Source organism: Pseudomonas sp. Irchel 3F6, assembly GCF_900187595.1.
In the GTDB taxonomy this organism is placed as follows: domain Bacteria; phylum Pseudomonadota; class Gammaproteobacteria; order Pseudomonadales; family Pseudomonadaceae; genus Aquipseudomonas; species Aquipseudomonas siliginis.
Genome location: NZ_FYDP01000009.1, coordinates 135802 through 162727, shown reverse-complemented (window position 1 = coordinate 162727; position 26926 = coordinate 135802). Strand labels below are relative to the sequence as shown.

General features: G+C 53.8%; 22 protein-coding genes. 14 read left to right on the top strand and 8 right to left on the bottom strand.

All coding sequences use genetic code 11. The features are described 5' to 3' along the window. Nucleotides 1-210 precede the first annotated feature (210 nt). The 10 genes from rfbB to CKW30_RS24990 all read left to right on the top strand — a co-directional run bounded on the left by rfbB (nt 211) and on the right by CKW30_RS24990 (nt 13949). The gene (rfbB, locus tag CKW30_RS25035; protein WP_095182238.1) at nt 211-1287 is read left to right on the top strand and encodes a dTDP-glucose 4,6-dehydratase; all 1077 of its coding nucleotides are present in this window, start codon (nt 211-213) and stop codon (nt 1285-1287) included. After that, entirely contained in the window at nt 1284-2177 is an 894-nt protein-coding gene (gene rfbD / locus CKW30_RS25030; protein WP_095182237.1) for a dTDP-4-dehydrorhamnose reductase, read from the top strand. Before rfbB ends, rfbD begins: the two co-directional genes overlap by 4 nt. Next, nucleotides 2174-3064, top strand: coding sequence for a glucose-1-phosphate thymidylyltransferase RfbA (gene rfbA, locus CKW30_RS25025; RefSeq protein WP_095182236.1), 891 nt, complete (start codon nt 2174-2176; stop codon nt 3062-3064). Before rfbD ends, rfbA begins: the two co-directional genes overlap by 4 nt. A 53-nt stretch (nt 3065-3117) precedes the next feature. Next, on the top strand, nt 3118-4041 hold the full coding sequence (locus tag CKW30_RS25020) for a glycosyltransferase (RefSeq protein ID WP_095182235.1): 924 nt from the start codon (nt 3118-3120) through the stop codon (nt 4039-4041). Beyond that, nucleotides 4038-4991: an SDR family oxidoreductase gene (locus tag CKW30_RS25015; RefSeq protein ID WP_095182234.1), complete on the top strand. Its 954-nt coding sequence runs from the start codon at nt 4038-4040 to the stop codon at nt 4989-4991. The genes CKW30_RS25020 and CKW30_RS25015 overlap by 4 nt, the downstream gene beginning before the upstream one ends. Nucleotides 4992-5392: 401 nt before the next feature. Continuing rightward, the gene (locus CKW30_RS25010; RefSeq protein WP_256584405.1) at nt 5393-6400 is read left to right on the top strand and encodes a glycosyltransferase family 2 protein; all 1008 of its coding nucleotides are present in this window, start codon (nt 5393-5395) and stop codon (nt 6398-6400) included. 116 nt (nt 6401-6516) lie between these two features. After that, the gene (locus CKW30_RS25005; RefSeq protein ID WP_095182233.1) at nt 6517-7335 is read left to right on the top strand and encodes an ABC transporter permease; all 819 of its coding nucleotides are present in this window, start codon (nt 6517-6519) and stop codon (nt 7333-7335) included. Beyond that, entirely contained in the window at nt 7325-8632 is a 1308-nt protein-coding gene (locus tag CKW30_RS25000) for an ABC transporter ATP-binding protein (protein ID WP_095182232.1), read from the top strand. The genes CKW30_RS25005 and CKW30_RS25000 overlap by 11 nt, the downstream gene beginning before the upstream one ends. Next, nucleotides 8629-12816, top strand: a complete 4188-nt coding sequence (locus tag CKW30_RS24995) for a methyltransferase (RefSeq protein ID WP_095182231.1) — start codon at nt 8629-8631, stop codon at nt 12814-12816. The genes CKW30_RS25000 and CKW30_RS24995 overlap by 4 nt, the downstream gene beginning before the upstream one ends. Before the next feature lie 107 nt (nt 12817-12923). Beyond that, nucleotides 12924-13949 carry a glycosyltransferase family 4 protein gene (locus CKW30_RS24990; protein WP_095182230.1) on the top strand — a complete coding sequence of 342 codons (1026 nt, stop codon included), beginning with the start codon at nt 12924-12926 and terminating at the stop codon, nt 13947-13949. An 81-nt stretch (nt 13950-14030) separates the two neighbouring features. Here the strand turns inward: CKW30_RS24990 and CKW30_RS24985 are convergent, their stop codons facing one another. From CKW30_RS24985 to CKW30_RS24960, 6 genes are all read right to left on the bottom strand, one after another. Continuing rightward, nucleotides 14031-14426 (bottom strand): GtrA family protein, encoded by a 396-nt coding sequence (locus CKW30_RS24985; RefSeq protein WP_252876708.1) that lies wholly within the window; start codon nt 14424-14426, stop codon nt 14031-14033. Between the two features lie 5 nt (nt 14427-14431). Then, on the bottom strand, nt 14432-15379 hold the full coding sequence (locus CKW30_RS24980) for a WxcM-like domain-containing protein (RefSeq protein WP_085607208.1): 948 nt from the start codon (nt 15377-15379) through the stop codon (nt 14432-14434). Then, a complete protein-coding gene (locus tag CKW30_RS24975; RefSeq protein WP_095182229.1) occupies nt 15376-16311 on the bottom strand; it encodes a glycosyltransferase family 2 protein in 936 nt (311 codons plus the stop codon). The genes CKW30_RS24980 and CKW30_RS24975 overlap by 4 nt, the downstream gene beginning before the upstream one ends. Before the next feature lies 1 nt (nt 16312). Continuing rightward, nucleotides 16313-17422 (bottom strand): DegT/DnrJ/EryC1/StrS aminotransferase family protein, encoded by a 1110-nt coding sequence (locus CKW30_RS24970; protein WP_095182228.1) that lies wholly within the window; start codon nt 17420-17422, stop codon nt 16313-16315. Between the two features lie 75 nt (nt 17423-17497). Then, nucleotides 17498-19546 carry a hypothetical protein gene (locus CKW30_RS24965; protein ID WP_095182227.1) on the bottom strand — a complete coding sequence of 683 codons (2049 nt, stop codon included), beginning with the start codon at nt 19544-19546 and terminating at the stop codon, nt 17498-17500. After that, nucleotides 19543-21642, bottom strand: coding sequence for a glucosyltransferase domain-containing protein (locus CKW30_RS24960; RefSeq protein WP_143498033.1), 2100 nt, complete (start codon nt 21640-21642; stop codon nt 19543-19545). Before CKW30_RS24960 ends, CKW30_RS24965 begins: the two co-directional genes overlap by 4 nt. On the opposite strand from CKW30_RS24960, the gene CKW30_RS27145 reads away from it, so the two are divergent. The 4 genes from CKW30_RS27145 (at nt 21629) to fabF (ending at nt 26043) form a co-directional block, all read left to right on the top strand. Beyond that, a complete protein-coding gene (locus tag CKW30_RS27145; protein WP_143498031.1) occupies nt 21629-21991 on the top strand; it encodes a hypothetical protein in 363 nt (120 codons plus the stop codon). The two genes, CKW30_RS24960 and CKW30_RS27145, sit on opposite strands and share 14 nt — an antisense overlap. A gap of 131 nt (nt 21992-22122) precedes the next feature. Next, nucleotides 22123-24117: a nucleoside-diphosphate sugar epimerase/dehydratase gene (locus tag CKW30_RS24955; protein WP_095182225.1), complete on the top strand. Its 1995-nt coding sequence runs from the start codon at nt 22123-22125 to the stop codon at nt 24115-24117. 110 nt (nt 24118-24227) lie between these two features. After that, the gene (locus CKW30_RS24950; RefSeq protein WP_095182224.1) at nt 24228-24563 is read left to right on the top strand and encodes a helix-hairpin-helix domain-containing protein; all 336 of its coding nucleotides are present in this window, start codon (nt 24228-24230) and stop codon (nt 24561-24563) included. 205 nt (nt 24564-24768) lie between these two features. After that, complete coding sequence (gene fabF / locus CKW30_RS24945; protein ID WP_056788397.1) at nt 24769-26043, top strand: beta-ketoacyl-ACP synthase II; 1275 nt, start codon at nt 24769-24771, stop codon at nt 26041-26043. Here fabF and CKW30_RS24940 read toward each other — a convergent pair. Both CKW30_RS24940 and CKW30_RS24935 read right to left on the bottom strand, forming a co-directional pair. Beyond that, entirely contained in the window at nt 26040-26597 is a 558-nt protein-coding gene (locus CKW30_RS24940) for a TetR/AcrR family transcriptional regulator (protein WP_041478311.1), read from the bottom strand. The two genes, fabF and CKW30_RS24940, sit on opposite strands and share 4 nt — an antisense overlap. A gap of 137 nt (nt 26598-26734) precedes the next feature. Further along, nucleotides 26735-26902, bottom strand: coding sequence for a DUF2897 family protein (locus CKW30_RS24935; RefSeq protein WP_016770901.1), 168 nt, complete (start codon nt 26900-26902; stop codon nt 26735-26737). Between the last annotated feature and the right edge of the window lie 24 nt (nt 26903-26926).

Here is a 26926-nt window from a genome sequence, read left to right as displayed (position 1 = left end):
ACGGCATCTGTCGAAATTGCGCCTCAGCCTGTCTTTATCCATTAGTAAAAGCATCATTAAGCTGTAAAATGCGTCCCTTGTTCGATCGTGCCTTAATGCATGTCGATTCAGACTGACTCTGACGGATGCCAACTGGTAGTGGCCTCTGCATTCATGGATTAGACCGCGCTCGCTGGCAGCGCTGTCCGCAGCTCAAGGGTATCGTTTCGCGTGAAAATTCTAGTTACCGGCGGCGCCGGCTTCATTGGCTCGGCAGTCATCCGTCACATCATCTCTAGCACTGCCGATGCGGTCGTCAACGTCGATAAGTTGACTTACGCCGGCAATCTGGAGTCGCTGGCGGAAGTCAGTCAGAGTTCTCGCTATGCCTTTGAACGCGTCGATATCTGCGATCGTGATCAGATCGACCGCGTTCTGCGTGAACATCAACCGGATGCAATCATGCACCTGGCCGCTGAATCCCACGTTGACCGCTCGATCTCCGGCCCGTCCGAGTTCATCCAGACCAACATTATTGGCACTTACACACTCCTAGAAGCTGCGCGCCATTACTGGGCTGCTCTGGATGACACCCGCAAAGCCAATTTCCGCTTCCACCACATCTCGACTGACGAAGTTTACGGAGATCTCGAAGGTCCGGAAGACCTCTTCACCGAAACCACGCCTTACCAGCCAAGCTCGCCATATTCGGCTAGTAAAGCCAGCTCCGACCACCTGGTTCGTGCCTGGGCCCGCACTTACGGCCTGCCGACACTGGTTACCAACTGCTCGAACAACTACGGCCCATGCCATTTTCCTGAGAAGCTGATCCCGCTGATCATTCTCAATGCGCTGGAAGGCAAACCCCTGCCGGTGTACGGCAAAGGCAACCAGGTTCGTGACTGGCTGTATGTCGAAGATCACGCGCGCGCGCTTTATAAAGTCGTCACTGAAGGCGTCATCGGCGAGACCTACAACATCGGCGGTCATAACGAAAAACAAAACATTGAGGTAGTGCATACCCTGTGTGCGTTGCTCGATGAGTTGCGTCCTGATTCTGCCCATCGTCCGCATGCCAGCCTGATTACTTATGTTCAGGATCGTCCTGGACATGACGTGCGTTATGCAATCGATGCGAGCAAGATTCAGCGTGAGCTGGCTTGGACTCCGAAAGAGACTTTCGAGACTGGCATTCGCAAGACTGTCGAGTGGTATCTGACTAACACCGAGTGGGTTGAGCATGTGAAGAGCGGCAGCTACCAGCAGTGGATTGATCAGAACTATACGGATCGCTCGAATAAAGCATGAAGATCCTACTCCTAGGAAAGAACGGTCAGGTGGGCTGGGAGCTGCAACGTTCCCTGGCTCCGCTAGGTGAACTGGTCGCTCTTGATCGTCACCTTGTTGATGGCCTCTGCGGTGATCTGTCGAATCTTGAATCCTTGCGTGCAACGATTCGTCAGATAAAGCCCGACGTTATTGTTAATGCTGCTGCTTATACGGCGGTTGATAAAGCTGAGTCGGAAACCGAATTGGCAGATCGCGTAAACGGACTCGCGAGCGGCGTCATGGCGGAAGAAGCCGCAGCGTCGGGCGCATGGCTGGTTCACTACTCAACGGATTACGTCTTCAGTGGCCAAGGCGTCACGCCATGGCAGGAAACAGACGCTGTTGCGCCAGTGAACCATTACGGCGCCAGCAAGCTCGCCGGCGAGCAGGCAATTATCGCGGCGGGTTGTAAGTATCTGATCTTTCGTACTAGCTGGGTTTACGGAGCTGGCGGCAACAACTTTGCGAAGACCATGCTGCGCTTGGCCAAGAATCGCGAAACATTAAATGTGATTGCGGATCAGATTGGTGCTCCAACCGGTGCTGATCTGATTGCTGACGTTTCGGCGTTGGCTATTCAGCGAGTTATCAGTCGTCCAGAGTTGGCTGGCCTCTATCACTTGGCCGCTGCGGGCGAAGTGTCTTGGCATGGGTATGCCAGTCACGTCATAGACTTCGCTAAAGCCCAAGGTGAGGAGTTAGCTGTAACGGCGGTCAACCCGATTGAAACCACAGCCTATCCTACACCTGCACGTCGCCCTCTGAACTCACGATTGAATACTCAGAAGCTGCGCGACAATTTTTCTCTACACTTGCCGGATTGGCAAAGTGGTGTAACCCGAATGCTTAGGGAAGTTCTGAACAAATGACCACGACAAATCGTAAAGGCATCATCCTCGCTGGTGGTTCGGGCACGCGCCTGCACCCGCTGACTCTTGGTGTTTCCAAGCAAATGTTGCCTATTTACGACAAGCCGATGATTTTTTATCCGCTGTCCGTTTTGATGCTGGCGGGTATGCGAGAAATCCTAATTATTTCCACGCCGGAAGATTTGCCGTGCTTCCGTAAACTGCTGGGTAATGGAAGCGTGTACGGGATCAAGCTTACTTATGCCGAGCAGCCTAGTCCGGACGGCCTGGCCCAGGCGTTCATTATTGGTGAAGAGTTCATCGGTCAGGATCCATGCTGTCTGATTCTGGGGGACAACATCTTCTACGGTCAGCATTTCTCGGACAACTTGCGCTCCGCCAGTACCCAACAAAAGGGAGCTACCGTATTTGGCTACCACGTCTCCGATCCTGAACGCTTTGGTGTCGTCGAGTTTGATAAAAGTGGCAAGGCTTTGAGTATCGAAGAGAAGCCGCTGAAGCCAAAATCGAACTATGCGGTCACCGGTCTGTATTTCTATGATAACGATGTGGTCGAGATCGCCAAGAACATCAAGCCCTCCGAGCGTGGCGAGCTGGAAATCACCGACGTCAACCGTGCGTATCTGGAGCGCCAGACCCTGAGCGTGGAAATGCTCGGTCGCGGGTTTGCCTGGCTGGATACCGGTACTCACGACTCTCTGCTTGAAGCCAGTCACTTCGTTCACACGATCGAACAGCGTCAGGGTCTGAAAGTGGCGTGTCTGGAAGAGATCGCCTATCACAATGGCTGGATTTCTGCCGAGCAGCTTAACGCACAAGCGCAAGCACTGAAGAAGACGGGTTACGGTCAATACCTTCAGAAGTTGCTGGACTCGCCGTCTGCCTGATCGAAAGTTCTGACTTTCGCAATGCTATGTTTAACGCTGCAAGCAGGAATGGCATGCCAGTAGAACATCCCAAGGTTGCGATTTTGCTGGCCGCCTACAATGGCATGCAGTGGATCGAGGAGCAGTTGGCCTCGATCCTCGGTCAGACAGCTGTCGACGTAACCGTTTATATAAGTATTGATCCCTCCACTGACGGTACTGAGGCATGGTGCGCCGATTATGCTGCACAGCATCCGAACGTAATCGTCCTGCCCGACGCCGGTGCGTTTGGTGGGGCCTCCCGCAACTTCTTCCGTTTGCTTCGAGATGTTGATCTTGAAGGCTACGATTTCATCGCGTTCGCTGATCAGGATGACGTCTGGTATCTGGACAAGATCGAGCGCGCTATCCGGTCGATCAAATCTCTTGGCGTGGATGCTTACTCGAGTAACGTAGTTGCGTTCTGGCCTGATGGTCGTAACCAGGTACTGGACAAGGCCCAGCCGCAAACCCGCTGGGACTTTCTCTTTGAGGCTGCCGGACCGGGCTGTACGTATGTCATGAGCCAAAGGATGATGCAGTTGCTGAAGGTCTCATTGTTGAAACATTGGGATGCCTTGCAACAGGTCAGTCTGCATGACTGGTATTGCTATGCGTTCGCACGCAGTCGTGGTGTACGCTGGTTCATTGATCCGCAGCCATCCATGTGTTATCGCCAGCACGAAAGTAATCAGGTCGGGGCCAATTCAGGTATAAATTCACTGATTGCGCGTTATAAAATTATCCATGACGGTTGGTGGTTTTCTCAGATTCGAATGATTGCGCAGTTGGTGGGTCTCGCCGATGATCCATTCGTCCGGCAATGGTTACCTTTGGGGCGTCGACAATTATTGCGGCTGTCGTTAAAAGCCGGTGAATGTCGTCGTCGAACCAGGGACAAGCTGTTCTTTTTCTTTATTTGTTGCGCGACTGCCGTGATCGGGAAGAAAAACAAATGAAAGGTGCTCGGGTATTGGTGACCGGGGCGACGGGGTTTGTCGGCGAGGCCGTGGTGTTCCGCCTGCTTCTCGACAAGATCTACACACCAGTTGCGGCTGCACGTAGCGAAACTCGGTTGAGTGGTTTGTGTGATGTCGTGCCTTTTGATTTGGATGAGCGCGTTTTATTGCCGCCATTGAATAATATCCAGACGGTGATTCATTGTGCGGCCAGGGTTCATGTAATGAACGAGTGTGAGGCTGATCCGCTTGCCATGTTTCGGCAAATGAATGTGCAGGGCACTGCGCGGCTGGCCCGTCATGCGGCAGCGTCCGGGGTAAAGCGCTTCATCTTTGTCAGTTCGATCAAGGTCAATGGCGAAGAGTCACCCGCCGGGAGACCCTTTACCGCAGCCGATATTCCCGCGCCTGTTGATCCTTACGGTATTTCCAAGTGCGAGGCAGAGGAAGTCGTGCGTCAAATAGCACTGGAAACCGCAATGGAGCTGGTAATTATTCGACCGCCCCTGGTTTACGGGCCGGGCGTCAAAGCTAACTTCCTAAATATGATGCGCTGGTTGCAAAAAGGATTGCCACTGCCATTGGGCGCATTGGGCAATCGCCGCAGCTTGGTGGCAATCAGTAATCTGGTGGATCTTTTGGTGACCTGCATCGATCATCCACAAGCAGCCAATCAAACTTTTCTGGTAAGTGATGGCGAAGATCTTTCGACCACTCAATTGCTTCAAAGGATGTCGAGCGCCCTGACTGTGCGAGCGCGATTGTTGCCCGTGCCTCCGTTTGTTCTGCGCCTTGGGGCAGCTTTATTGGGTAGGAGAGCCTTAGCTCAGCGACTCTGCGGCTCGTTACAGGTCGACATGGAAAAGACGCGCACAATACTGGAGTGGACGCCGCCCATCAGCGTGAGCCAGGCACTTCAGGCCACTGCCAACCATCTCCGGGAGCGCTAAATGTGTCAGTATTCTTTATGGATGTCACTTTTTCGCTAAGGCTTGCTCGATAAAGCACAGCAATTGATCTGACCCTCGATGGATTGGCAGATTGCCACCCTTTTGCCAATTAGGGCGCCTTGATACCCTACGCAGCCCAAATCCGTACGCCTTGGCAGGATTTTTCCGGCTCAAGGCAACATTCTGATTACTCTTTTCATACCATGACCACCGCCTTGTGCTGTTGAAGGTGGTGATGTTACTGGGCTATCAAATTGGTATGACTTATAATGGCAAATTTTTCGCTGTCGGGAGCGGTCCATGAGAGGGGCATGTAATTTTCATGCTGCCAAGGCTGTACCTCTTGATGTTGAGCGAAACGACATCGTCATTATTTTTTCTTCAATGCAATGGAGTGCTCGGTGGTAGCCCCTCTTCCACAATTTGATCAGACAGGCGAGCAGCCTGGCGGCGATTCTGACTTTAGTATTCAAGGTCATGAAACGCAATCGGCCCGCGTAACGATTCTGATGTGTACCTACAACGGTGAACGCTTTCTCGCACAACAACTGGATTCGATAGCTCGCCAGAGTTATCGCGAATGGACCGTCGTTGTTTCTGATGACGGTTCTACCGACGCGACACTGGATATTCTGCGCCAGTACAGCGCGATCTGGGGAGAAGGCCGGTTGACCATTCTGCAAGGGCCCAAGCGAGGGTTCGCGGCTAACTTCATGTCCGTTGCCTGCGATGCGCCCGTGCAATCGCAATTTTATGCGTGGGCCGACCAGGACGATATCTGGCAAGCCAATAAACTTGAGTCTGCCGTAAAGGTATTGGAGGCGCTGCCGTCCGGTCTTCCTGCTTTGTATTGCGGCCGGACCGAGTTGATTGGTGACTCGGGAACGGTCATCGGTCGCTCGCCACTATTTTCTCGCCCCGCCAGTTTTGGCAATGCACTGGTACAAAGTCTGGCCGGGGGGAATACTATGGTATTCAATCATTTGGCTCGGGACGTACTCTGTCATGCTGGCGGCCAAGTGGATATCGTTTCCCATGACTGGTGGGCCTATCTACTGATTACCGGGGTGGGTGGCGAGGTCGTCTATGACGCCTCGCCTTCCATTCTGTACAGGCAGCATGAAGCGAATCTGATTGGCGCCAACTCAGGAGTGCGCGCACGGATCATGCGCTTGCGGATGATGTCTACGGGTCGCTTTCGTGACTGGAATGACAAAAATATCGCTGCACTTGAAACGGTTCGCTCAAGCTTGAGTGCAGACAGCTTGCAGACCTTTGAGCAATTCAAGAAAGCCCGTGATTCAAAAGGATTCGGCCGTTTCGTCTGGCTTTACCGCGCGAAGGTCTATCGGCAGACGTGTTTGGGTAATCTTGGGCTGCTGCTGGCCGCGGTGCTCAACAGAATTTGATGCCCTCATCGTGCAAGGCAGGACGTGAAATTGCTCCGTGGCGTCCTCCCGGTATCTCAACAAGAGAGTTTTTGTATGAAGTCTGTCTCCCTCGATTTATCTCAGGTGTGTGCATAATGCTTAATTTTTCCACGTCGCCAAAGGAAATGGTCAACAGTTTCTGGCGTAATCGGAGCCTGATCGCGGCGCTTGTACAGCGAGAAGTCGTTGGGCGTTATCGTGGATCGTTCATGGGAATTCTCTGGTCGTTTTTTAACCCCGTGTTCATGTTGGTTGTCTACACCTTTGTCTTTAGCGTCGTTTTCAAGGCACGCTGGAGCGGCGGAAGTGACTCGAAAACCGAGTTTGCACTTATTCTGTTTGCGGGACTTATCGTCTTCAACTTCTTTGCGGAGTGTTTCAATCGAAGCCCGACGCTGATTCTCTCGAACGCCAACTATGTGAAGAAAGTCGTGTTTCCATTGGAGATCCTTCCTTGGATCACAGTCGGTTCGGCGCTCTTTCACATGGTGATCAGCCTGACTGTGTGGTTGCTGGCCTATTTGATACTGTTTGGCACGCCGCACCTGACCGTCCTGTTGTTCCCGTTGATTATCCTGCCGTTGATGCTGATGATCATGGGTTTGACGTGGGCCTTGGCGTCGCTCGGCGTTTACTTAAGAGATGTCGCGCAATTCATCGGCATCCTGACCACAGTCCTGATGTTTCTGTCGCCTATTTTTTACCCTGCCAGTGCGCTACCTGAGAAGTATCAACATCTACTGATGCTCAATCCGCTGACGCCTGCAATCGAGTACGCCCGGGACATTCTGTTTTGGGGAAAACTGCCTGACTTTACCGTATTGGGCATTTATCTCGCCGGCTCGGCGTTGATTGCATGGCTTGGATTCGCCTGGTTTCAGAAAACACGAAAAGGATTCGCCGATGTCATCTGAGGTCGCTATCAAGGTTCAAAATCTCAGTAAGTGCTATGAGATTTACGACAAACCGCGCGACAGACTGCTTCAGATGCTCAGTCGCGGGAAGAAAAAATATTGCCGTGAGTTCTGGGCGCTACGCGACGTTTCCTTCGAAATTCGCAAAGGCGAGACGGTCGGTATCGTTGGCCGCAACGGCAGTGGCAAGTCCACCTTGCTGCAAATTCTTTGCGGTACGTTGAATCCAACCAGTGGTACGGTTGAAACCCATGGCCGGATCGCTGCATTGCTCGAACTGGGCTCCGGATTCAATCCCGAGTTTACTGGACGCGAGAACGTCTACCTGAACGCCTCGATTCTGGGTTTGAGCAAAGAAGAAATCGACGCACGATATGATGCGATCATCGAATTCGCGGACATTGGCGATTTCATCAATCAACCGGTCAAGACATATTCGAGCGGTATGTTGGTGCGACTGGCGTTTTCCGTTCAGGCGCAAGTCGAGCCCGATATTCTTATTGTCGATGAAGCGCTGGCAGTGGGGGACGCAAAATTTCAGGCCCGTTGCTTTGATCGGTTGAAAAAGCTCAAGGAAAACGGCACGAGCATTCTGCTGGTAACGCACTCCAGCGAACAAATCGTTACGCACTGTGACCACGCCTTTCTTTTGAACAACGGTGTGCAGCTCGCTGAAGGCGAGCCGCGCATGGTCGTCAACCGTTACCTTGATTTGTTGTTCGGCAAGACTCAGCAATCGGCCTCTGTCGAAAGTGCAGAAGCGTCTGACCAGTTGGCAGCGTATCAAACGCCTGAAGGCGGCCTCGATGTATTTGAAACGCATCCGAACTACAACCCGAACGAATATCGTTGGGGTGACAGATCGGCCACTATCATCGACTTCCACCTGAGCGCAGAAGGGCTTGAGTACCCGATTGCCCTAGACACTGGCGTGCAGATCAAACTATCGGTATTTGTACGGTTTGATACTGATCTGGTGTGTCCGATTCTCGGGATGACGATCAAGACCAAAGAGGGCGTTACCCTCTATGGCGTGAATAGTGAAACGCTGGATTGCCTGGAATTTAGAACGTGCGGGCGCAAGGGCGAGATCGTCGAAGTTGAGGTACTTATATCTTGTGATCTGGCCCCAGGTGACTACTTCATTTCTGTCGGAGTGTCGACCAAAGATGGCGAAGAGGTTACTCCCCGTGACAGGCGTTATGATTCGATCCACTTCCAGGTTCGTCCGACTGACAAATTTTTTGGGCTTGTAAATCTGGACTCCAGCATTCGTGCCAAGAAGGTTTCAAATTGAATATTTTATTGAAACAAGCGGGCTATCAGCTTAATGACGAGCTCAACATCTGGTCGAGGCCGGATTATTCGAGCATCAACTACAGCGATGGTGATAGCACCGAACTGCGCATAAAATTCTTGATCGATCAGGCCAGTGACGTCAGTGTTTTTTCTGATGAGCTGCGAAGATCGTGCACCGATTGGCCATCGCTTTATTACCTCTCAAGTACCCGTTCGAACTTGTTGCGGGTTTTCGATGCCGATCTGCGTGGCGATGTGCTCGAGATCGGCGCCGGTTGTGGTGCAATTACCCGGTATTTAGGTGAGCAGGGCGGCAGGGTGCTGGCGCTGGAAGGTAGCTCGCGTCGCGCCAGCATCGCCCGTGCACGCACCCGAGACTTGCCAAACGTCTCGGTTCTGGCTGAGTCGTTCGAGAAGTTCAGCATTGATACCCAATTCGATGTCATCACCCTGATCGGCGTTTTTGAATATGCCAACCTGTTCGTAGCCGGTGATAACCCGGGTGCGAGAATGCTTGAGAAAGTTCGCTCACTGCTTAAGCCTGACGGTTTGCTCATCATCGCGATCGAAAACCAGCTCGGCTTGAAATATTTTGCTGGAGCGCCTGAAGATCACGTGACGACGCCGATGTACGGTGTCGAGGGGCGCTATAACAGCGCTACCGTGCAGACCTACGGGAAAAAAGCTCTCGCGTCGTTGTTGGCGACAGCCGGGTTTACCTCGAGTGAGTTCTTTGCGCCGTTTCCCGATTACAAGTTGCCCGTTTCGATCATCACCGAAGAGGGGTTCAAAGATCCTGATTTCGATGCCAGTGCATTCGCATCACAAAGTGTACAGAGAGATCCGCAATTGCCGGATCTGTGCACCTTCTCACTGGAATTAGCCTGGTCGCAGATTTTCAGGAACGGCTTGGGCATGGATATGGCCAACTCCTTTCTTGTAGGTGCTTCGACGGTCTCGCGCAGCGCAGTCGACCCGCAGACCCTGGCGTATCATTACAGCTGCGATCGACGCTCGACGTATTGCAAACGTTCGGAATTTCGTCGCGATTTCGAAGATGCGATCAATGTGCATTACCAAAAACTCGGGAAGACTATCGATGAGGGTGAAGGGCAATCGCTCGTCACTTTTAATCTTGCTGCGTCCGAGCCTTACATCAATGGTTATGTGCTTGGCACTAAGCTGATCGATATAGTCAACGCCGAGGGCTGGACTTACGCAGGTATCGGCGCCTTCCTCAAAAATTACCTGAGCATGCTAAACGTGCTCTGTGATAACGCCGAGAGCCAGCCGGGTGAGGTGTCGGGAGCGTTGATCGATGCGGTCCCGCAAAATATTGTGATTGATCTGGACGGCCGTCCGCAGTTGATCGACAAAGAGTGGACGCTCAACACGAATGTTCGCTACGAGTACCTGCTGTTCAAAGCGCTAACGCAGTTGCTGGGTTCGATTACACGTATCAGCAAGGGCGCAGAGGCTGGCCCGGTTACACGCAAAGACTTTGTATTCCGAGCTTGCGAAGCCGCCGGGTACCCACTTTGCGAAAAAGATGTGGAAGAGTTTCTGGCCATCGAGGCGCAGATACAGAATGCGATTAACGGCCGAAGCCCGAGTGAATTTACGGCGTGGGGCGAAGATCGATTGATTGTCGAAGACAATCTGTTTTCTGCTTTCAGCAGTTCGCAGATTGCATTGGCTCAAACCCGTGAAGCGCTTGCAAGCGCTGTCACTGACGCCAGGCAGAAAATCGAAACGCTGAGTGCAAAACTGGACCAGCGTGAAGCTGACTATAATCAAGTCATTAACTCCAACTCTTGGTTCATCACGAAACCTGTACGCTTCCTTGTGCGCTCGTTGCGGCAGGGAAAAGGCGTGTTGCGCAGCAAAGTGGAGACTTCCAAGCAGGCGCTGACGGCCTATCTGCGCGGCCAGGAAGCCAATCTGCCACAGCCGGTTGACGACGTAATTGAAGCGCCTGTCGCGCGCACTCGCTCGGTCAGCGTCATTCTGCCAATCTATAAAGATGTCGAAATGACTCGTCGCTGCATCCTTGCCGCGATGCCAGGGATTATTGCTTTCGACTCCAAACTGGTCGCGATCAATGATGCGAGCCCAGATGCAGGCATGCAGGCCATGTTGATCGAATTGCAAATGCAATGGCCGCAGGTGATGACCGTTCTCGAAAACGAAGTCAATCTTGGCTTTGTCAAAACCGTCAATCGCGGCATGCGCCATGCCAGCCAGGACGATATCGTTTTCCTTAACAGTGATGTCATCGTGCCTGTTGACTGGCTGGAGCGGCTGACCGCTGAGGCGTACATCGCGCCAAACATCGGTACCGTTACACCGTTTTCCAACAACGCGACTATTTGTAGCTTCCCGGCGTTTCTTTACGAAAACCAGCCAGCCTTTGGTTTAAGCGTCGAGCAGATCGATGCTGTGTTTTCCGGCCCGCGTTTGCCGGTCAGCCAGGCACCGACAGGTGTAGGTTTCTGCATGTACATTCGCCGCGATTGTCTGGATGTCGTGGGGCTGCTGAACGAGGACAAGTTCGGCAAAGGTTATGGTGAAGAGAACGATCTGTGCCAGCGCGGGCTAAAAGCCGGTTGGCTCAACATCGTGACCCCTAACCTGTATGCATTTCATGAGGGCGGGGTCAGCTTCTCCTCTTCCAAGCAGGCGTTGACCGAGCATGCAACCAAGGCCATCACCGAGCTGCATCCGGATTATCACTTGGATATCCAGAGGTTCATCGCAGCTGATCCGCTGAAAGCATTACGGGTAAAACGTCTTGCGCAATTGATCGCATCGTTGGACCGGCCAAAGGTCTTGCACATTTCGCATGAGGCTGGAGGCGGTGTGCAGCAGCATCTGGACGAGTTGGCAGACGCTCTTGAGTCCGATGTTTGCTGCCTGTTCCTGGCGCCTCGTCGTGGCCAGTCCGCCGTTACTTTGCGGATGGGGAGTTTCCCGGGGGCTGACGAGCTTCTTTTCCAGTTGCCGGAAGAGCACAACCTTTTGGTCGAGTTCTTGAAGGGCTGTGGTGTCGGCTTCGTGCACTTCCATCACACGCTCGGTCTGAATTCGCAACTGGTTCAATTGCCCGCTGAGTTGGGCACTGAATATGCATTGACGGTTCATGATTATTACTGGCTATGCGGCAACCCTACACTGACCGATGCGCAGGGCGTTTATCCGGGCAGTTATGCCGACGACATCGTCAATCCTGACTTCCCTCTGCCGGATGGTGTATCGCCGGCACAATGGCGTGAGCAATTGCGCGGCTTTATCGACGGGGCGAAAGCGGTAATTTTCCCTTCGGCGTACACCCTCGCCAATTATCGACTCAACTTCGAGTTACGTAACGCTGTCGTTGCAGGTCACGTAGAGCACAAACGCAATATTGGGCAGGGTGTCGCGGCTGTCGCGCAAAAGATCCGCTACAACGTGGGTGTTATTGGTGCTCTTGGTAAAGAAAAGGGTGCCGATTATCTGGAACAAGTGGCGGAGGCGGCAGCGACGGTCAATGCACCAATCAACTTCCGGCTGGTCGGTTTCGGCTACAGAGAGTTGGGCGGTGTCCTGACTACAGGTCGTTACGATGCCAGTGAGCTGTCTTCCCTAATGGCCGCAAATGAGTTTGATGTCGTCCTGTTTCCAAGTCTGTGCCCGGAAACCTACAGCTATACCCTCAGCTATGCGCTGGAAGCCGGGTTGCCAATTATTGCGCCAAACATTGGGGCATTCCCGGAACGATTGTCCGGACGTGAAAACACTCTTGTTTATGATTATGGGCTCGAGCCAGCCGAGTTGATGCGGCGAATCAGCGACTTTGTGAAAAGGCTCGCTGCCGGTGAGCAGTTGACTGCGCCTGTCGTGGACACCCACCTGCAGCAGCCAGCGTTTTATAGCGTTGATTACCCGGCCTTATGCGGCGTGGGCAGTGATAAGCACAGCAAACCAAAAAACGGTTTCGAACTGCCGAAATTCTCGGCCCCGACAACTGTGTATGAGGCGCCGCTGACGACCAAGGAAATCGCGCTATTGGCCATCTGGACGCTTTACCGTCATCCACGCATGGAGCGCATCAGCCATGCGGTGCCTTACTCACTACGGCAAAAAATCAAACGCGTGCTGAGCAAGCGTCCGCTGCATGAGATCGTGGATGTGAACAAAAACTGATGCAGTGCGCCCGCCTGGCTTATCGAACCCCTTGATCGGCCAGGCGGGTGCAATGGTTTTTGTTTGCCAGTGACGAATGCTGGCTTTTATTTGGAGCTACTGCCGCGATGAATTTCAGCTGGTTTGTGCTGATCGCTTTAATTATTTCGTTCCTTCTGACTGCTGTTTTGCGCCGGTATGCCCTTGCCAGAAGTCTGATGGATATTCCCAATGCCCGTAGTTCGCATACGGTCCCCACGCCAAGGGGAGGGGGGGGTGCGATCGTCGTGACGTTCCTTATCGCCATGTGCTCGCTGTATGCTGCTGACTTGATCGCATTCAGAGATTTCGCTGCGATCGTCGGTGCTGGCAGCCTGGTGGCGATCATCGGATTCATGGATGATCATGGCCATATTGCTGCGCGCTGGCGTTTACTTGGGCACTTTTGCGCGGCGATCTGGGCGTTGGCCTGGTTGGGTGGCCTACCGCCCGTCAGTGTGTTCGGACAGGTCTTCGATCTGGGCTGGGGCGGGTTTGTATTGGCTAGCCTCTACCTCGTCTGGATGCTCAATCTCTACAATTTTATGGACGGTATCGACGGGATTGCCGGGGTCGAGGCGGTAACTGCGTGTGTCGGGGCGTGCGTGCTGTACGCCCTGGACGGGTATGTCGGGCTGATGGGGCCGGCCCTGCTACTGGCTGGTTGTGCGGGAGGATTCCTGTTGTGGAACTTTCCGCCAGCGAAGATTTTCATGGGCGATGCGGGCAGCGGCTTTCTGGGTATCGTCTTGGGCATTTTGTCGATACAGGCCGCCAATGCCTCATTTGAGTACTTCTGGGGTTGGTTGATCCTGCTCGGGGTGTTCATCGTCGACGCAACTTTCACCTTGTTGCGTCGATTGCTGCGCGGCGAGAAAGTGTATGAAGCGCATCGCAGTCATGCTTACCAATTCGCCTCGCGCCGTTATGGCAAGCACCTGCCGGTGACCCTTGTCGTGGGCTTGATCAATGTGTTTTGGCTCCTGCCGATTGCAGTGGCTGTCACGCACTTCAAGCTGAATGGCTTTGTCGGTGCCGTGGTGGCTTACGTGCCACTATTCATTCTGGCGTTGCGGTTCAGCGCGGGAAAATCCGAAAAGGATGTTGCGGCATGAACATCGAGGCGGGATCAGCCTGATTGCGCTGATAGCGTTCAGCAATTAAAAAAGGCAGACGGATTATTCCGTCTGCCTTTTTTAGCGAGTAATCGCTCCGGGTTTGACGAATACCAGCTTCGTCAATACGTATGTAAGTGGTAGCGACAGAATGATCGCCGCCAGTGGAGCCAGGTATTCAGGCAGCGACAGCTGTTTGACCCAGAACCAGACGACAAACATCCCCAATACGTATTGCGCGACGTAGACGAGTGGGAACAGCAGGATCGATTTGATCCCCTGGTGTTCTTTGAAGACAAGGAACCGGCTCATCACGAACGCGAAAACAATCCCGCAAACATAGCTGATCGAATAAGCCCATGTGTAGGGAAGTACACTGAGCAATATAAGATACAGCGCATACGTAATTCCGGTGTTCAGCCCGCCTGTCAGGAGGAACCGGAAAAACCTGATTTCCATCAGTTCGGAAATTTTCACGGCTATTAACCAATCTGCGCTTTTTTCTCGATCAGGAATTGATCGTAATCGCGGATGTAGTCGTCAGCAGCGTAATGCTCGGAAGCGAAAACCAGCAGAACCGCGTCCGCCGAGTACTTGTACTGGATACCCCAGGTCATTGCTGGCAGGAACAGGCCCAGTGTGTGGTGGTCCAGAACAAACTCCTGGCGGTGCTTTCCATTGTCGGCAACTACGTGAACGGTGCCTTTGACCGCTACCAGAAACTGGTGGCATTCGCGGTGAGCATGTTCACCACGTGTTTCAGCAGTCGGAACGTTGGTTACCAGGAAGTAACGCTTCACTTCGAACGGAACGTCCTTGCCGCATTCGCCAACGCTCAGGCTGCCGCGCATATCGACGGCTTCCATCATGCGGTGCAGCGTAACGCCACAAGGATGGACATCTGATTGGCCGACTTTTACCGGGTTGTCTACGACTGTGCCTTCGGTAGGCTTGGCATCGACGTAGCCGATGATCTTCGCCGGGTTACCGACCACGATAGCATTCGGTGGAACGGATTTGGTGACGACCGCGCCTGCGCCGACCATTGCCGAGGTGCCAATGGTAATTCCGGGCAGGATCGTCGAATTGGCGCCCAGAGATGCACCTTTGCGGATGATGGTGCGAGAAAACGCTTCCGGATAGATTTTGCTGCGTGGAAACTTGTCATTGGTGAACGTGACGTTCGGTCCCACGAAAACATCGTCTTCTATGGTGATGCCGTCCCAAACCTGAACGCCGCATTTGAGTGTTACCCGGTCACCAATGATGACGTCGTTCTCGACAAACACGTTGTCGCACACGTTGCACTCGGCGCCGATACGAGCGTTCGGTAATACGTGTGCAAACGCCCAGATACGCGAGCCTTTACCGATAGTGGACGATTCACAAATCGCACGGTCATGAACAAAAAAATCGCGCGAATCAATCATTTATTGGCTCCAAACTCAGAAACTTTCATAGGGATCGCCAAAGGGCGCCCTTTGGTATTTTCATATGTACGCCAGGCGTACGAACCGATCACGCCGAGCCCCAGCAGATTGAGGCTGCCCAGCAGGGTAATGGTAAACAGTGTCATGGCATAACCAGGGACATCGATCAGGCCGCCTATCTTCGCGAGGATTACACTGACGCCGTATAACGCCGAGAGTGCTGAGCCGGCTGCACCTACACGAATAAGCAGGCGAATGGGCAAGTCCGTGAACGAGAAGACACTGTCCATCAGATAGTTCACTTTCTTTCGCAATGTCCACGCCGACTTGCCGTGTTCCCGGGCAACTCGAGTGTAACTGACTACCTGTCGGCGGAAACCCAGCCAGAAAATCTGCGCGATCAAAGAGCTGTGGCGTTCTTCGAGTTTGAGCAGGTTGTCGCGAAACTCCAGGTTGCAGCCGAACATGTCGACGCCGCCGTCAGGCATTTCCGGGATAACGTAACGTTTGTACAGACCCCAGAAGGTTTTCGATGCCAGTTTCGACAGGAATGGGTCGTCACGACCCTCGCGGACACCGACTACTACATCCACCGGCTCGGTATTCAACACCCGGTTCATGGTCAGCACCAGGCTTGGCGGCTCTTGCAGGTCGGCGGCCATTACGGCAAACGTGCGACCCTTGCCATGCTGCAAACCTGTACGTATCGCCATGAAAGAACCGAAGTTCTTCGACAGTAGAATCAGCTGGGAGGCAAAACGTTGCTCGGGCAGGCGGTCTCGCAGGATCTCGTAACAGCGATCCGGGCTGCCATCGACCACGAAAACCACCTCAAGCGCGCCTTGAAGCTCGACGTTCAAATCATCGACGGCTTTGAGCAATGACGGCAGCGATTCCTCGTTACGGTAAACCGGAATAACCAGCGAAAGCACCCTAAATCTCCTGCTTGAAGTAGGCGCAAACCACTTCAATGACACGATCGACTTGCTGATCGGTCAGCCCAGGGAAGCAAGGTAAGGAGACCAGTCGGGTGCATGCTGACTCGGTCACCGGAAGATTGAATGTTTCGCGCGGTGTGTACGCTGTTTGCCAGTGGTCTGGAACTGGATAGTGAATGTCGGTACTGACGCCATACTCTTTTAGGTAGGCAGTGAACGCTTCACGATTTTCGACACGCATTACAAACAGGTGGGCAACGAAGTCGTCGCCCAGACTTGCAGGCAATTTGACTGGCAGTTGGCTGAAGGCTGCACAGTAGCGGCTGGCAATCGAGCGGCGCTGCTCGTTCCATTGGTCGAGTAGAGGCAGTTTGACCCGCAGGATTGCAGCCTGCATTTCATCGAGTCTGCTGTTACGTCCGTGCGGAACGGTAACGTGATATTTGGTCGACCAGCCGTATTGGCGAAGCGTGAGCAGGCGGGCGGCAATCTCGGAGGATGAAGTTACGATCGCGCCACCGTCGCCCAGTGCGCCGAGGTTTTTGGTGGGGTAAAAGCTGAAGCAGGCCAGGTCGCCGAACGATCCACAAAGCCGATTATCAGAGCGCGCACCGTGGGACTGGGCGCAATCTTCGAGCACGACCGCCCCGGCCGAGCGAGAAATGGCTGCCAGAGTTTCGATGTCTGCCAACTGTCCGTAAAGGTGCGTGACAATCACGACCTTCGCCGGTTGGGCCAGCGCCTTCTCCAGTGATTTCGGGCACATGGTCAAGGTGCTCTCATCGACATCGACATATACCGGCTCGGCGCCGACAGCGTGGATGGCGGTGCTGCTATAAAACCCGGCGTTGGCAACGGTGACAACACGATCACCCGGGCCCACACCCATGCCCAACAAGGCGATTTCCAGTGCTTCCGAGCCGTTCGCGACCGAGATGCAATGTTCTGCGCCGACATAGTTGGCGAACTCTCGTTCGAAGTCCTTTACTTCTTCACCCAAAATGTACCAGTGCCGATTAACGACGCGCATAAGCGGTTCGGAAAAATCAATACCGGAATTCGCCGCCACTGCAGAAAACAAAGGAATTTGATGATTTGCGTCCATGATCCATCCAGAATTTTTGACTGCGCACATGATAATGGCCGCAATTTTACTACACATTCAGACAGTGATGTCGGCTCAATCTGGCAGGTCTGAGCCGACGTAATCCGCCGATTTAGGGGTGGTTGGCCGTGTCAGCCACCATGCAGCCATGAAGATCATGCACGCAATCGCAGTGATCAGGTACGTCGAATGCGACATCCATGGTCCCTGACGCCCAAAGTACAGCTGCCACAATGGATCACTCATGGGTAAGCCCGATGCAAAGGCGCTGGCTATGGACTTGGCCAGCCAGAATAATGGGGTCGCCATCAGCAGGGAAAAATAAAGAATCAGCTTCGTGGTTTTATCCGAAACTCCGGATTGCGCAACGTACGCTACCAGAAATGGAAGAATGGCGATCCATTGGCGGCTTTCGGAACCGACGACCAACAGTGGCAAGAATCCCAATATGGCAATTTGTACGGCGCGCACCGTGCGCGCGCTTCGATTGCTGGTCCACACTAGCTGCAAGGCAATAAGCAAGCATGGGCCAAAATAACTAAAGTGCGAGAGGATGGGTTTGAATGGCGTATTCAAACCTTGATAAAACATGTTCTGCACTAAGTCCGGGCCTCGGAATCCCTGGCTCCAGTCCAGTCCGAAGTAGAGAATGGCATGGCCGCACGCCGTCGCAATGGCGGCCAGGAAAAACCACTTGATGGACAATACTGGCAACGCACCATCACGCCCCAGAAGTCGACTCCAAAGCCAGGCAACGCCAATCAGGGCCAGAATCAAGTAAGTGGAGCTAAGCCATCTGAGTCCAGGAATGCCCGAGGCAAGTGTAGAACCGACATGTAATAGTTCGCTGTCTTCGATACGTGTGAACCACAGGCACGCATAACCTACCATGGCGGCAGCCAGACCTAGAAAAACCAGCATCCTGACTTTCATGCCGAAAGTCAGACGGTTGATGAAGGAAGCTTGCGTTTCTGGCTGTGAGAAGGTGAGAAGCGTCAGCGGCAGGAGAAACAAGCCTGGCATGATCAATGGTGCTATCAGGCAGGTTGCCAGTAGCCATTTGAAGTGTTTGTGCGAAAAGCACCACAAGCTCCAGCACGACAGCACTATTGCCAAATGGTCGCTTAAAAGGGGGTAGTAAGTCGACATGACCAGGATTGGCCACGTCAAAAGTAAGGCAGTTGTGTAGTGCACTGCCCGCCTGGTCGGGATGCCGGACTTCATCAAGTAGTCAGTAAATAGCCCGGCGGCTGCGCTGATACCGAGCACATTGAAAGACATCTGTACATATAAAAGCTGTTGTCTGGTCAGATCTAGCAGGAACTCTGCTACTACTGTTGGAAAAAAGCCGGTGAGGCGACTGATACGGTAGGGATCCGTGACAGGAATATGCCCGGAATTTTTCCAGTCGAACAGAAGATTCAAATAGGCGTTGCCGTCCCAGCCCGCACCATCGCCCACAGCAATAAGTCCGGTTAATTGATATACGGCTATCAAAAGAAGCGCCGCCAATACCGACATGCGATAGGCGATGCTTTCGTCGAAAATTATTTTCCCGAGGATGAACAGCGTGCAGCTCAGGATCAGCCAATAAGCGAAAGTCAGCAGCGCTGCGCTATAAGCTATTTCCTTGAACCTGACCGACTCGCTGATTTCGAACTTGATTTGCGGGTCGTCATTATCAAACGTCAATGTGACCGAAGACGCTTCGGTCGACAATGACGTTGGTGCATTGGCAGGAGCCAGAACGCTTAGCGGCAGCGCTTGCCGCAGCCCCCAAAAGTTTATTTCGCCTTGGCTGACACGCATCTCGGACGCAACGTTGTTAGGATCCCAGCGCAGGAAGCGCTGACCTGTCGCGACCGAGAAGCAAACACGCTGAGTACCGGCGTCGATTCTGTGCGAATCCGATTGTGATTCACTGAAAGCGCCAGATTCGCTGGGCCAGAACAGTTGCGTCACGCCTTTGGATGACGAATCAATGCTCAAGCAAATGTTGTGTCTGGTGGCGTCGAACGTACCGGTTGCCTTGGCGAGATAAAGGGACGCAAGTGCTGCCAGCAAAGACAGCCCGGCAAGCGCAAGGTAGGCGAAAAAGGGTCGCATGCCTGCCTTGTTAATCATTGCGACTCGACTCGCTTGTACTGTGCGTGCGTCGGGTCGGCAACTTCGCTCAACTTGACAAGATAAACGCCGTTTTCATATCGCACGGAGCCTTCTGCCGGCCATACCGGCATGTTGTCAAAGTGCGGCGTCAACGGAATACGCAGCGCGTTGCCCATGGCATAAACATTCGAGAAACCGATCAGGCGCATGTATTCCAGCATGCGATAGACGTTGCCTTGGTCCCAATCGAAAAACGAAGAACTCATGGTCGAGGTTTCCGGGCCTGGATAGCGGCTCGCGAATGGCATTCGCCCATAAACATCGACCATGATGCGTTCATTCTTGTCAAATTCGGGGTTGGCCTTGCTGATTCGATCGTAAAGCGCCTCGGCGGTGAATCGGTCGTGGGTCGTGGCCATCATTGTGCTTGCCGAGTATTGACCATTTACCGAAATCATCTGGAATAGCAGTGTGACTGCGAGCACAGCGCCGAGGATCCGCAACAGCCCCTGTTTTTCCAGAACGATGATCGTGGTGAACCACGCAACAAAGGAAATGGCCAGCATGGCGCGCAGAGGCAAATAAATACCTCCGGCGACGAAGTTCAGCAGGAATGGGGAGATCAACAATGCTCCGATGAGGAGAGTCATCCACAAAGCAGCTTTCCAAGTATTCTGTGTGACTAGGAAGAGGGCTGCAAATCCCAATGCGACGGCCGCACTGAAGAATGAAACGCCGTAGCTCAGAGGGGAGCCTGAGTAAAGTTTCCACGCTTCTAACAAAACCAGTTTGGTAATTAGAACAGGATCCGCGATCAGTTCGTTGATACGTAGAAAATTATCGATGTAACCACGGTCGGAAGGGTAAGCCAGTTGGGCAAGTTTGTTTATGATGACATAGAAAGCAACGCCGCCAACGAGGGTGCCGAGCAACAAGGCTGCACGCTGGATTGTCGGATAAATTGATAGTACGGCTGTCGGGTTGTCTTTTCGGAAGTTGAAAAGAACGACACCGAGACCGGCAACAATATAGAACATGACCAGTGATTGGTAGGCGCCGATTGCCACGGACAGCAATACGCTGGAAAGCAACGCCAAGCGGGCAGTTTTGCCTTTCAAGTCGTCGCCGATACGGCATTTTGAAAATACAAAGATGCCGATCGACAGTGCCAGTACGCCTACACCGATCGAAGGAATGTTGGAGTAGAACTCGCCAATGAACCACCAAATCGGGTGCGCAATGAAAATGCAGTAGGCCAGGGCGGCAATCCAGCCGAATGTAAGACGGTGTGCCCTGATCAGGAACATGTACGCCAGCGCTACGCAGGCGTAAAAGAAAAGATTAGGAACGAAAGGCATTACTGGCTGAGGGAAGATAAACTTCTCTACCAGATAGGCTGTCCATCGGCCATCGGCGATCCAGATGGATGGGTCGGTACGGAAGGCGCCCCGTTCATCATCAACAGACAAAAAGAAATTGACGACCGGGATTATATTAAGAAAAACCCCGATGCCGAGTAACTTTGTGAATTCGTTAAGACTGAAGTTTTCTTGTCTGAAGAATGATTTCAATTGTGCGGTACAACCGCGATCACCCTGCAGGAAGTCTAGGATCCGTGAATGCCATTTGATCCAGGAAAGAATGGCAAATGCGCTGGCCAGTCCGAGCAAGAGCGCGAAAACGTAGCGCACTTTGTCGAGTAGCTTGTAGTTAAGGTGAATGTTTATCTGTGGGTCAGTCGCACCCGACGGCGTTGTGAATTTGACAATTGTCGTTTCGCGGGCGGACGCCTCAATCTGTGCCATCGGCGTCAGGTTGTCGAGTTCAATAGAGCGGGTATAAACCAGCACGCTGATTGTCACAGCCTTGACATAGAAGGAACCGGATTTTTCCAATGGGTCCCAGCGCAGATTCTCATCGTACTTTGGCAACGCAAAGCTAAAGGTATGGTTCTCCATATCCAGTTTGCTGATTTTGGAATTTCTTTCCTTATAGTCATCCATGCGTTTGTAAAACAACTGGGACTGCGTCGCAGGGAATTGGCTGGTGCTAATACTGACGACAGGATCCAGTGCAGGGCTTTTCAACAGAATAAAAGCGATGACCAACGTCATGAAAATGCAGGGAAGGACCCATTTGACAATGTTTTTCAAGTTAATGCCGCGCCCTGTTGTCGTCACTTGCTTTCACTTCCTTTTCGTCATTCTGATTGTAATGTCTTCACTTTCGCTGTTACTGGCCGTACACCAGCGAGCAGTCGCGTCAACAACAAAGCCTTTTCGTGCCCGGGGCATTGGAAAAATCATCCCAGGTCGGGTTTTCTTTTTTGATCCCGAATTCGCGGTGGCGAGGTGCAGGAAATTTGCTGCGCAGTATACTCACTCGATCATGATGTCGCAGCACAGACATCGCATGGTGCAGGTGACGGGTGATAAACGAATGGGGGCGGTGAGATCACCGTAAGATTCAGTGATGGCGGCTCGTTAGGGGCCACGTCCTCATCACATTCTTTTTTCTGTAACGAAGTTCACTACCTCCGTACAATGTACCCGCCGATTAACCAAAGGGAGCAGGCCAGATTGGTACAGGGGAATATGGACAGAATGCGCGAGTTCTTGCTGGGTTTACCGCGCCGCCAGAAGCGATTGATTCAGGTGCTTACAGATGTTTTGCTCGTCTGGGTAGCCTTGTGGTTGGCGTTTATCGTCCGTCTGGGTATCGACGAGATGGTCAATCCGTTGAAAGTGCACTTGTGGTTGTTTGTCTGTGCTCCGCTCGTCGCCATTCCTCTATTCATACGGTTCGGCATGTACCGGGCAGTGATGCGTTATTTCGGTAATGACGCGCTGGTGGTGATCATTAAAGCAGTCAGTCTGTCCTCGCTGATCCTGGCTTTGGTGGTCTATTGGTACAGTAATCACGAAGCCATCGTGCCGCGCTCGATCATCTTCAATTATTGGTGGCTCAGCCTTGTGATCATCGGCGGGCTTCGTCTCTGCATGCGCCAGTACTTCATGGGGGACTGGTTCACCGCCGCTCAGCACGTTCCTTTTGCCAATCGTGATGATGGTCTGACCAAAGTGGCGATCTACGGGGCGGGCGTAGCTGGCAATCAGCTTGTCGCTGCGTTGCGCATGGGAAGGGCGATGCGTCCCGTAGCCTTTATCGATGATGACTCAGGAATCTCGGACCGCTCAATCTCCGGTCTCCAAGTCTATAAACCCAAACATATTCAACAAATGATCGACGTCACCGGTGCGCAAGAAATTTTGCTGGCACTGCCGTCTTCGACCCGTGCTCGACGCAGGGAAATCCTCAATATGCTGGAGGGTTTTCCTTTGCACGTGCGCAGTGTTCCTAATTTTACCGACCTGGCCAGCGGTCGCGTGAAGGTCGATGACATTCAGGAAGTCGATATTGCGGACTTGCTCGGGCGGGACGCGGTCCCGGCGCAGCATGATTTGCTTGAGCGCTGCATTAAGGGCAAAACGGTGATGGTGACTGGGGCGGGGGGATCAATAGGTTCCGAGTTGTGCCGGCAGATCTTTTCACTGGGGCCAAAATCGCTTTTGCTGTTCGAGCACAGCGAATTTAACCTTTACAGCATTCTTTCCGAGTTGGAGCAGCGTGCGGATCGTGAGTCGGTATCGACAAAGTTGCTGCCCATTCTGGGTTCGATTCGCCACCCGGAAAAAATACTGGATGTCATGAAGACCTGGAGCGTGGACACGGTCTACCACGCTGCGGCTTACAAGCATGTGCCGATGGTGGAGCACAACATTGCCGAAGGCGTGCTGAACAATGTGATGGGAACACTTAATACGGCTCAAGCCGCATTGCAGGCCGGTGTTTCGAACTTTGTGCTGATTTCGACCGACAAGGCTGTCCGGCCCACCAACGTGATGGGCAGCACCAAGCGTTTGGCCGAATTGATCCTTCAAGCCTTGAGTCACGAAATCGCCCCTGTCCTGTTTGGCGACAAGGCCAATATTTCCCGGGTCAACAAAACCCGCTTCACCATGGTCCGTTTCGGCAACGTACTGGGCTCGTCCGGCTCGGTGATCCCGCTGTTTCACAGTCAAATTAAGTCCGGCGGTCCGCTGACGGTTACCCACCCGAAAATCACTCGCTACTTCATGACGATTCCGGAAGCTGCGCAACTGGTGATTCAGGCAGGATCCATGGGGCAGGGCGGTGATGTGTTCGTGCTGGACATGGGCGAACCGGTGAGAATCGTGGAACTGGCCGAGAAAATGATTCATCTGTCCGGGTTGAGTATTCGTTCCGAGCGAAACCCTCAGGGCGATATTTCCATCGAGTTCACAGGGTTGCGTCCCGGAGAGAAACTCTACGAGGAACTGCTGATCGGCGACAATGTTGCAGCCACGCCGCATCCGATGATCATGACCGCCAATGAGGATCATCTGCCATGGGATGTTCTGAAGTCACGTTTGGGTGAGCTGCTCGCGGCTGTCGACGTGGATGACTACTCCCGCGTCCGCCAGGTTCTGCGCGAAACGGTGAGCGGCTACACCCCGGACGGCGAGATTGTCGACTGGATCTACCAGCAACGCCGCCTCGAACCCTGATTATTTCACATCCTGTAACGCTCGCATTTTTGACTTCCCTCCATCATGACCTACGTTTGGAGAGCAGCTTGGGAAAAGCTGCTCTCTAAAACGATGATGGAGCGTCACTTATGCGTACCGGTTATTTCTACTCGCTGATTTTTGCTTTCCTCACCAGCGCCTCGATTGCTGCGATTGCTGCCCCTGTAGCGCCTTCGGAGACGACGAAGGCGCCTTTGCTGATGGATGCCGCGGCGCCTTCTCAGACTGCCAAGGTCGATCTCAACGGTGCGGATGCGGCGACGTTGCAGAAGGAGTTGGCGGGTGTGGGTGAGGCGAAGGCGCAGGCGATTGTTGCGTATCGCGATACTAATGGGCCGTTCGCGTCGGTGGATGAGTTGCTGGAGGTGAAGGGGATTGGCAAGGCGATTCTGGATCGCAACCGTGAAAAGCTGGAAGTGAACTAAGCTGACAGTTCAACGCCGAGAGGCCGGTCATTGACCGGCCTTTTTATTTGGTGCCGATCGGGTGGATGCCTGAGCGCTTAAAATTACGGGTGTCATATTGCGCCTTGATTATGCCTATAATAATTTCGCTCGGGACTGATTCAGCAGTCGAATCGCAGCACACCGGTGCATGTCGAATTTTGAATTGATAAGGGGTAACCACGGTATGAACCAACGTCGAGTCGTCGTCACGGGCATGGGCCTGGTTTCACCCTTGGGCAGTGATGTTGAAATTGTCTGGCAGCGTTTGCTGGCCGGTCGTTCCGGGTTGCGCAACTTGCCCGATGCGGTTGTGGCTGATCTGCCGACCCGGGTCGGCGGGAGTGTGCCGACGGTGGAGGAGGATGCCGAGGCCGGGTTTGATCCGGATCGTGCGACGCCGCCCAAGGAACAGAAGAAAATGGATCGCTTCATCATGTTTGCCATGGAAGCGGCGCGGCAGGCGCTGGAGCAGGCCGGCTGGCATCCGGGGGACGCTGAAAGCCAGGAGCGCACTGCAACAATCATCGGCTCGGGTGTCGGTGGTTTCGGTGCGATTGCCGATGCGGTGCGTACCACCGACAGCCGTGGTCCTCGGCGTTTGTCGCCGTTCACCATTCCATCGTTTCTGGTCAATCTCGCGGCGGGTCATGTCTCGATCCAGCATGGCCTCAAAGGGCCGTTGGGCGCTCCGGTTACCGCATGTGCCGCCGGGGTTCAGGCGATCGGCGATGCAGCGCGGTTGATCAGGGCGGGGGAGGCGGACATCGCTGTATGTGGCGGTGCGGAGGCGTCGATCGATCGCGTCAGTCTCGCCGGTTTCGCGGCGGCGCGGGCGTTGTCCAGCGGCTACAACGACACCCCGGAAAAAGCTTCGCGTCCCTTCGACAGTGGGCGTGATGGTTTCGTGATGGGCGAGGGCGCTGGTTTGTTGGTGATCGAATCGCTCGAGCATGCGCTGGCACGCGGTGCGACGCCGTTGGCCGAACTGGTCGGCTATGGCACCACGGCCGATGCCTACCACCTGACCGCCGGACCTGAGGACGGCAGTGGCGCTCGCCGGGCGATGCAATTGGCACTGGCTCAGGGCGGTGTAACGCCGGAGCAGGTGCAGCATCTCAACGCACATGCGACGTCGACGCCGGTCGGTGATCTGGGCGAGTTGGCGGCGATCAAGGCGTTGTTTGGCACGCAGAACAAGATCGCCGTGACTTCGACCAAATCTGCTACCGGTCATTTGCTCGGCGCGGCGGGTGGGCTGGAGGCGATTTTCACGCTGCTGGCGATTCGTGATCAGGTGGTGCCACCAACGCTCAACTTCGAAAACCCGGATCCGGCGAGCGAAGGGGTAGACATCGTGCATGGCGAGGCGCGCTCCATGTCAATCGAATATGCCTTGTCCAACGGCTTTGGTTTTGGCGGGGTCAATGCGAGCGTGTTGTTCAAACGCTGGGAAGGTTAATCGCTCGATTGCTTGAGATGTTCGCGGGTGACGTCGAGGATGCGCTGAGCGAAGTCGGCATCCGCGACGCTGCGTGACAGCAGCAATGCGCCAGCCAGGGTGGCCATGATGACAATGCTGCGATCGGCGCTATTCTCGCCTTCGAGCGTGCCTTGAATTTGTTCGAGGCGAGCATTGAGGACTTCGTCGCTGGTGGGGCTTGGCTGGCCGCGCAGGCCCAGCTCCGAGGAAATGGTCAGCAGCGGGCAGCCTTCGTCGGGCGAGGTCTGATGCCACTCTGACAGGTAGGTGTCGATGAACACTTGCAGAGGGTTTTCCTGCGCGAAGATTTCTTCGCACAGGCCCGCGACTTGCTCGCCGGCCTCTTGCAGGGCTTTTTCGACCAGCTCTTCCTTGGATTTGAAGTGCGAGTAGAAACCGCCATGGGTCAAGCCCAGGGCTTTCATCAAAGGCTGCAGGCCGGTGCCGCCGATACCGTCCTTGCGAAATCGGGCGGAAGCCTCCTTGATGATGCGTTGATGGGTCTGGGCTTTGTGATCTGGCGAGTAACGCATGTGGAGCTCTCCGCGACGATGCTGCCATCTTAACCACGGAAGATTAAATGGTGACTGTACTTCTAAAATCTAAACAGCCTGCGGGTAAGTCCGATTGTGCTGAAAAAACTAACCCCGCCATTGCGGCGGGGCTCGTATCAGCGGTCTTGCGCATCCTTGGCATCCGCTTCGGCATTGCGCTGTGCGACGCGCTTGCGTTCTTCATCGGTCAGTTCGACCTTGTTGGCGGTGTCGCGCAACATCATCAATCCGCCGACAATCGAGCCGATCGCAACGACCAGAATCAACCAGGCATACCAGGGCATAACGGCTCTCCTTAATGGCAGCTC

Bases quoted from the DNA above. Each gene is read 5' to 3' on its own strand.
- CKW30_RS25020 (WP_095182235.1), top strand. From the start codon at position 3,118: ATGCCAGTAGAACATCCCAAGGTTGCGATTTTGCTGGCCGCCTACAAT.
- CKW30_RS24940 (WP_041478311.1), bottom strand. From the start codon at position 26,597: ATGCGTTACTCGCCAGATCACAAAGCCCAGACCCATCAACGCATCATC.
- fabF (WP_056788397.1), top strand. From the start codon at position 24,769: ATGAACCAACGTCGAGTCGTCGTCACGGGCATGGGCCTGGTTTCACCC.
- CKW30_RS25005 (WP_095182233.1), top strand. From the start codon at position 6,517: ATGCTTAATTTTTCCACGTCGCCAAAGGAAATGGTCAACAGTTTCTGG.
- CKW30_RS24990 (WP_095182230.1), top strand. From the start codon at position 12,924: ATGAATTTCAGCTGGTTTGTGCTGATCGCTTTAATTATTTCGTTCCTT.
- CKW30_RS24970 (WP_095182228.1), bottom strand. From the start codon at position 17,422: ATGGACGCAAATCATCAAATTCCTTTGTTTTCTGCAGTGGCGGCGAAT.
- CKW30_RS27145 (WP_143498031.1), top strand. From the start codon at position 21,629: ATGACCAACGTCATGAAAATGCAGGGAAGGACCCATTTGACAATGTTT.
- CKW30_RS24955 (WP_095182225.1), top strand. From the start codon at position 22,123: ATGGACAGAATGCGCGAGTTCTTGCTGGGTTTACCGCGCCGCCAGAAG.
- rfbA (WP_095182236.1), top strand. From the start codon at position 2,174: ATGACCACGACAAATCGTAAAGGCATCATCCTCGCTGGTGGTTCGGGC.
- rfbD (WP_095182237.1), top strand. From the start codon at position 1,284: ATGAAGATCCTACTCCTAGGAAAGAACGGTCAGGTGGGCTGGGAGCTG.
- CKW30_RS24950 (WP_095182224.1), top strand. From the start codon at position 24,228: ATGCGTACCGGTTATTTCTACTCGCTGATTTTTGCTTTCCTCACCAGC.
- CKW30_RS24965 (WP_095182227.1), bottom strand. From the start codon at position 19,546: ATGATTAACAAGGCAGGCATGCGACCCTTTTTCGCCTACCTTGCGCTT.
- CKW30_RS24935 (WP_016770901.1), bottom strand. From the start codon at position 26,902: ATGCCCTGGTATGCCTGGTTGATTCTGGTCGTTGCGATCGGCTCGATT.
- CKW30_RS24980 (WP_085607208.1), bottom strand. From the start codon at position 15,379: ATGATTGATTCGCGCGATTTTTTTGTTCATGACCGTGCGATTTGTGAA.
- CKW30_RS25000 (WP_095182232.1), top strand. From the start codon at position 7,325: ATGTCATCTGAGGTCGCTATCAAGGTTCAAAATCTCAGTAAGTGCTAT.
- CKW30_RS24960 (WP_143498033.1), bottom strand. From the start codon at position 21,642: ATGACGTTGGTCATCGCTTTTATTCTGTTGAAAAGCCCTGCACTGGAT.
- CKW30_RS25015 (WP_095182234.1), top strand. From the start codon at position 4,038: ATGAAAGGTGCTCGGGTATTGGTGACCGGGGCGACGGGGTTTGTCGGC.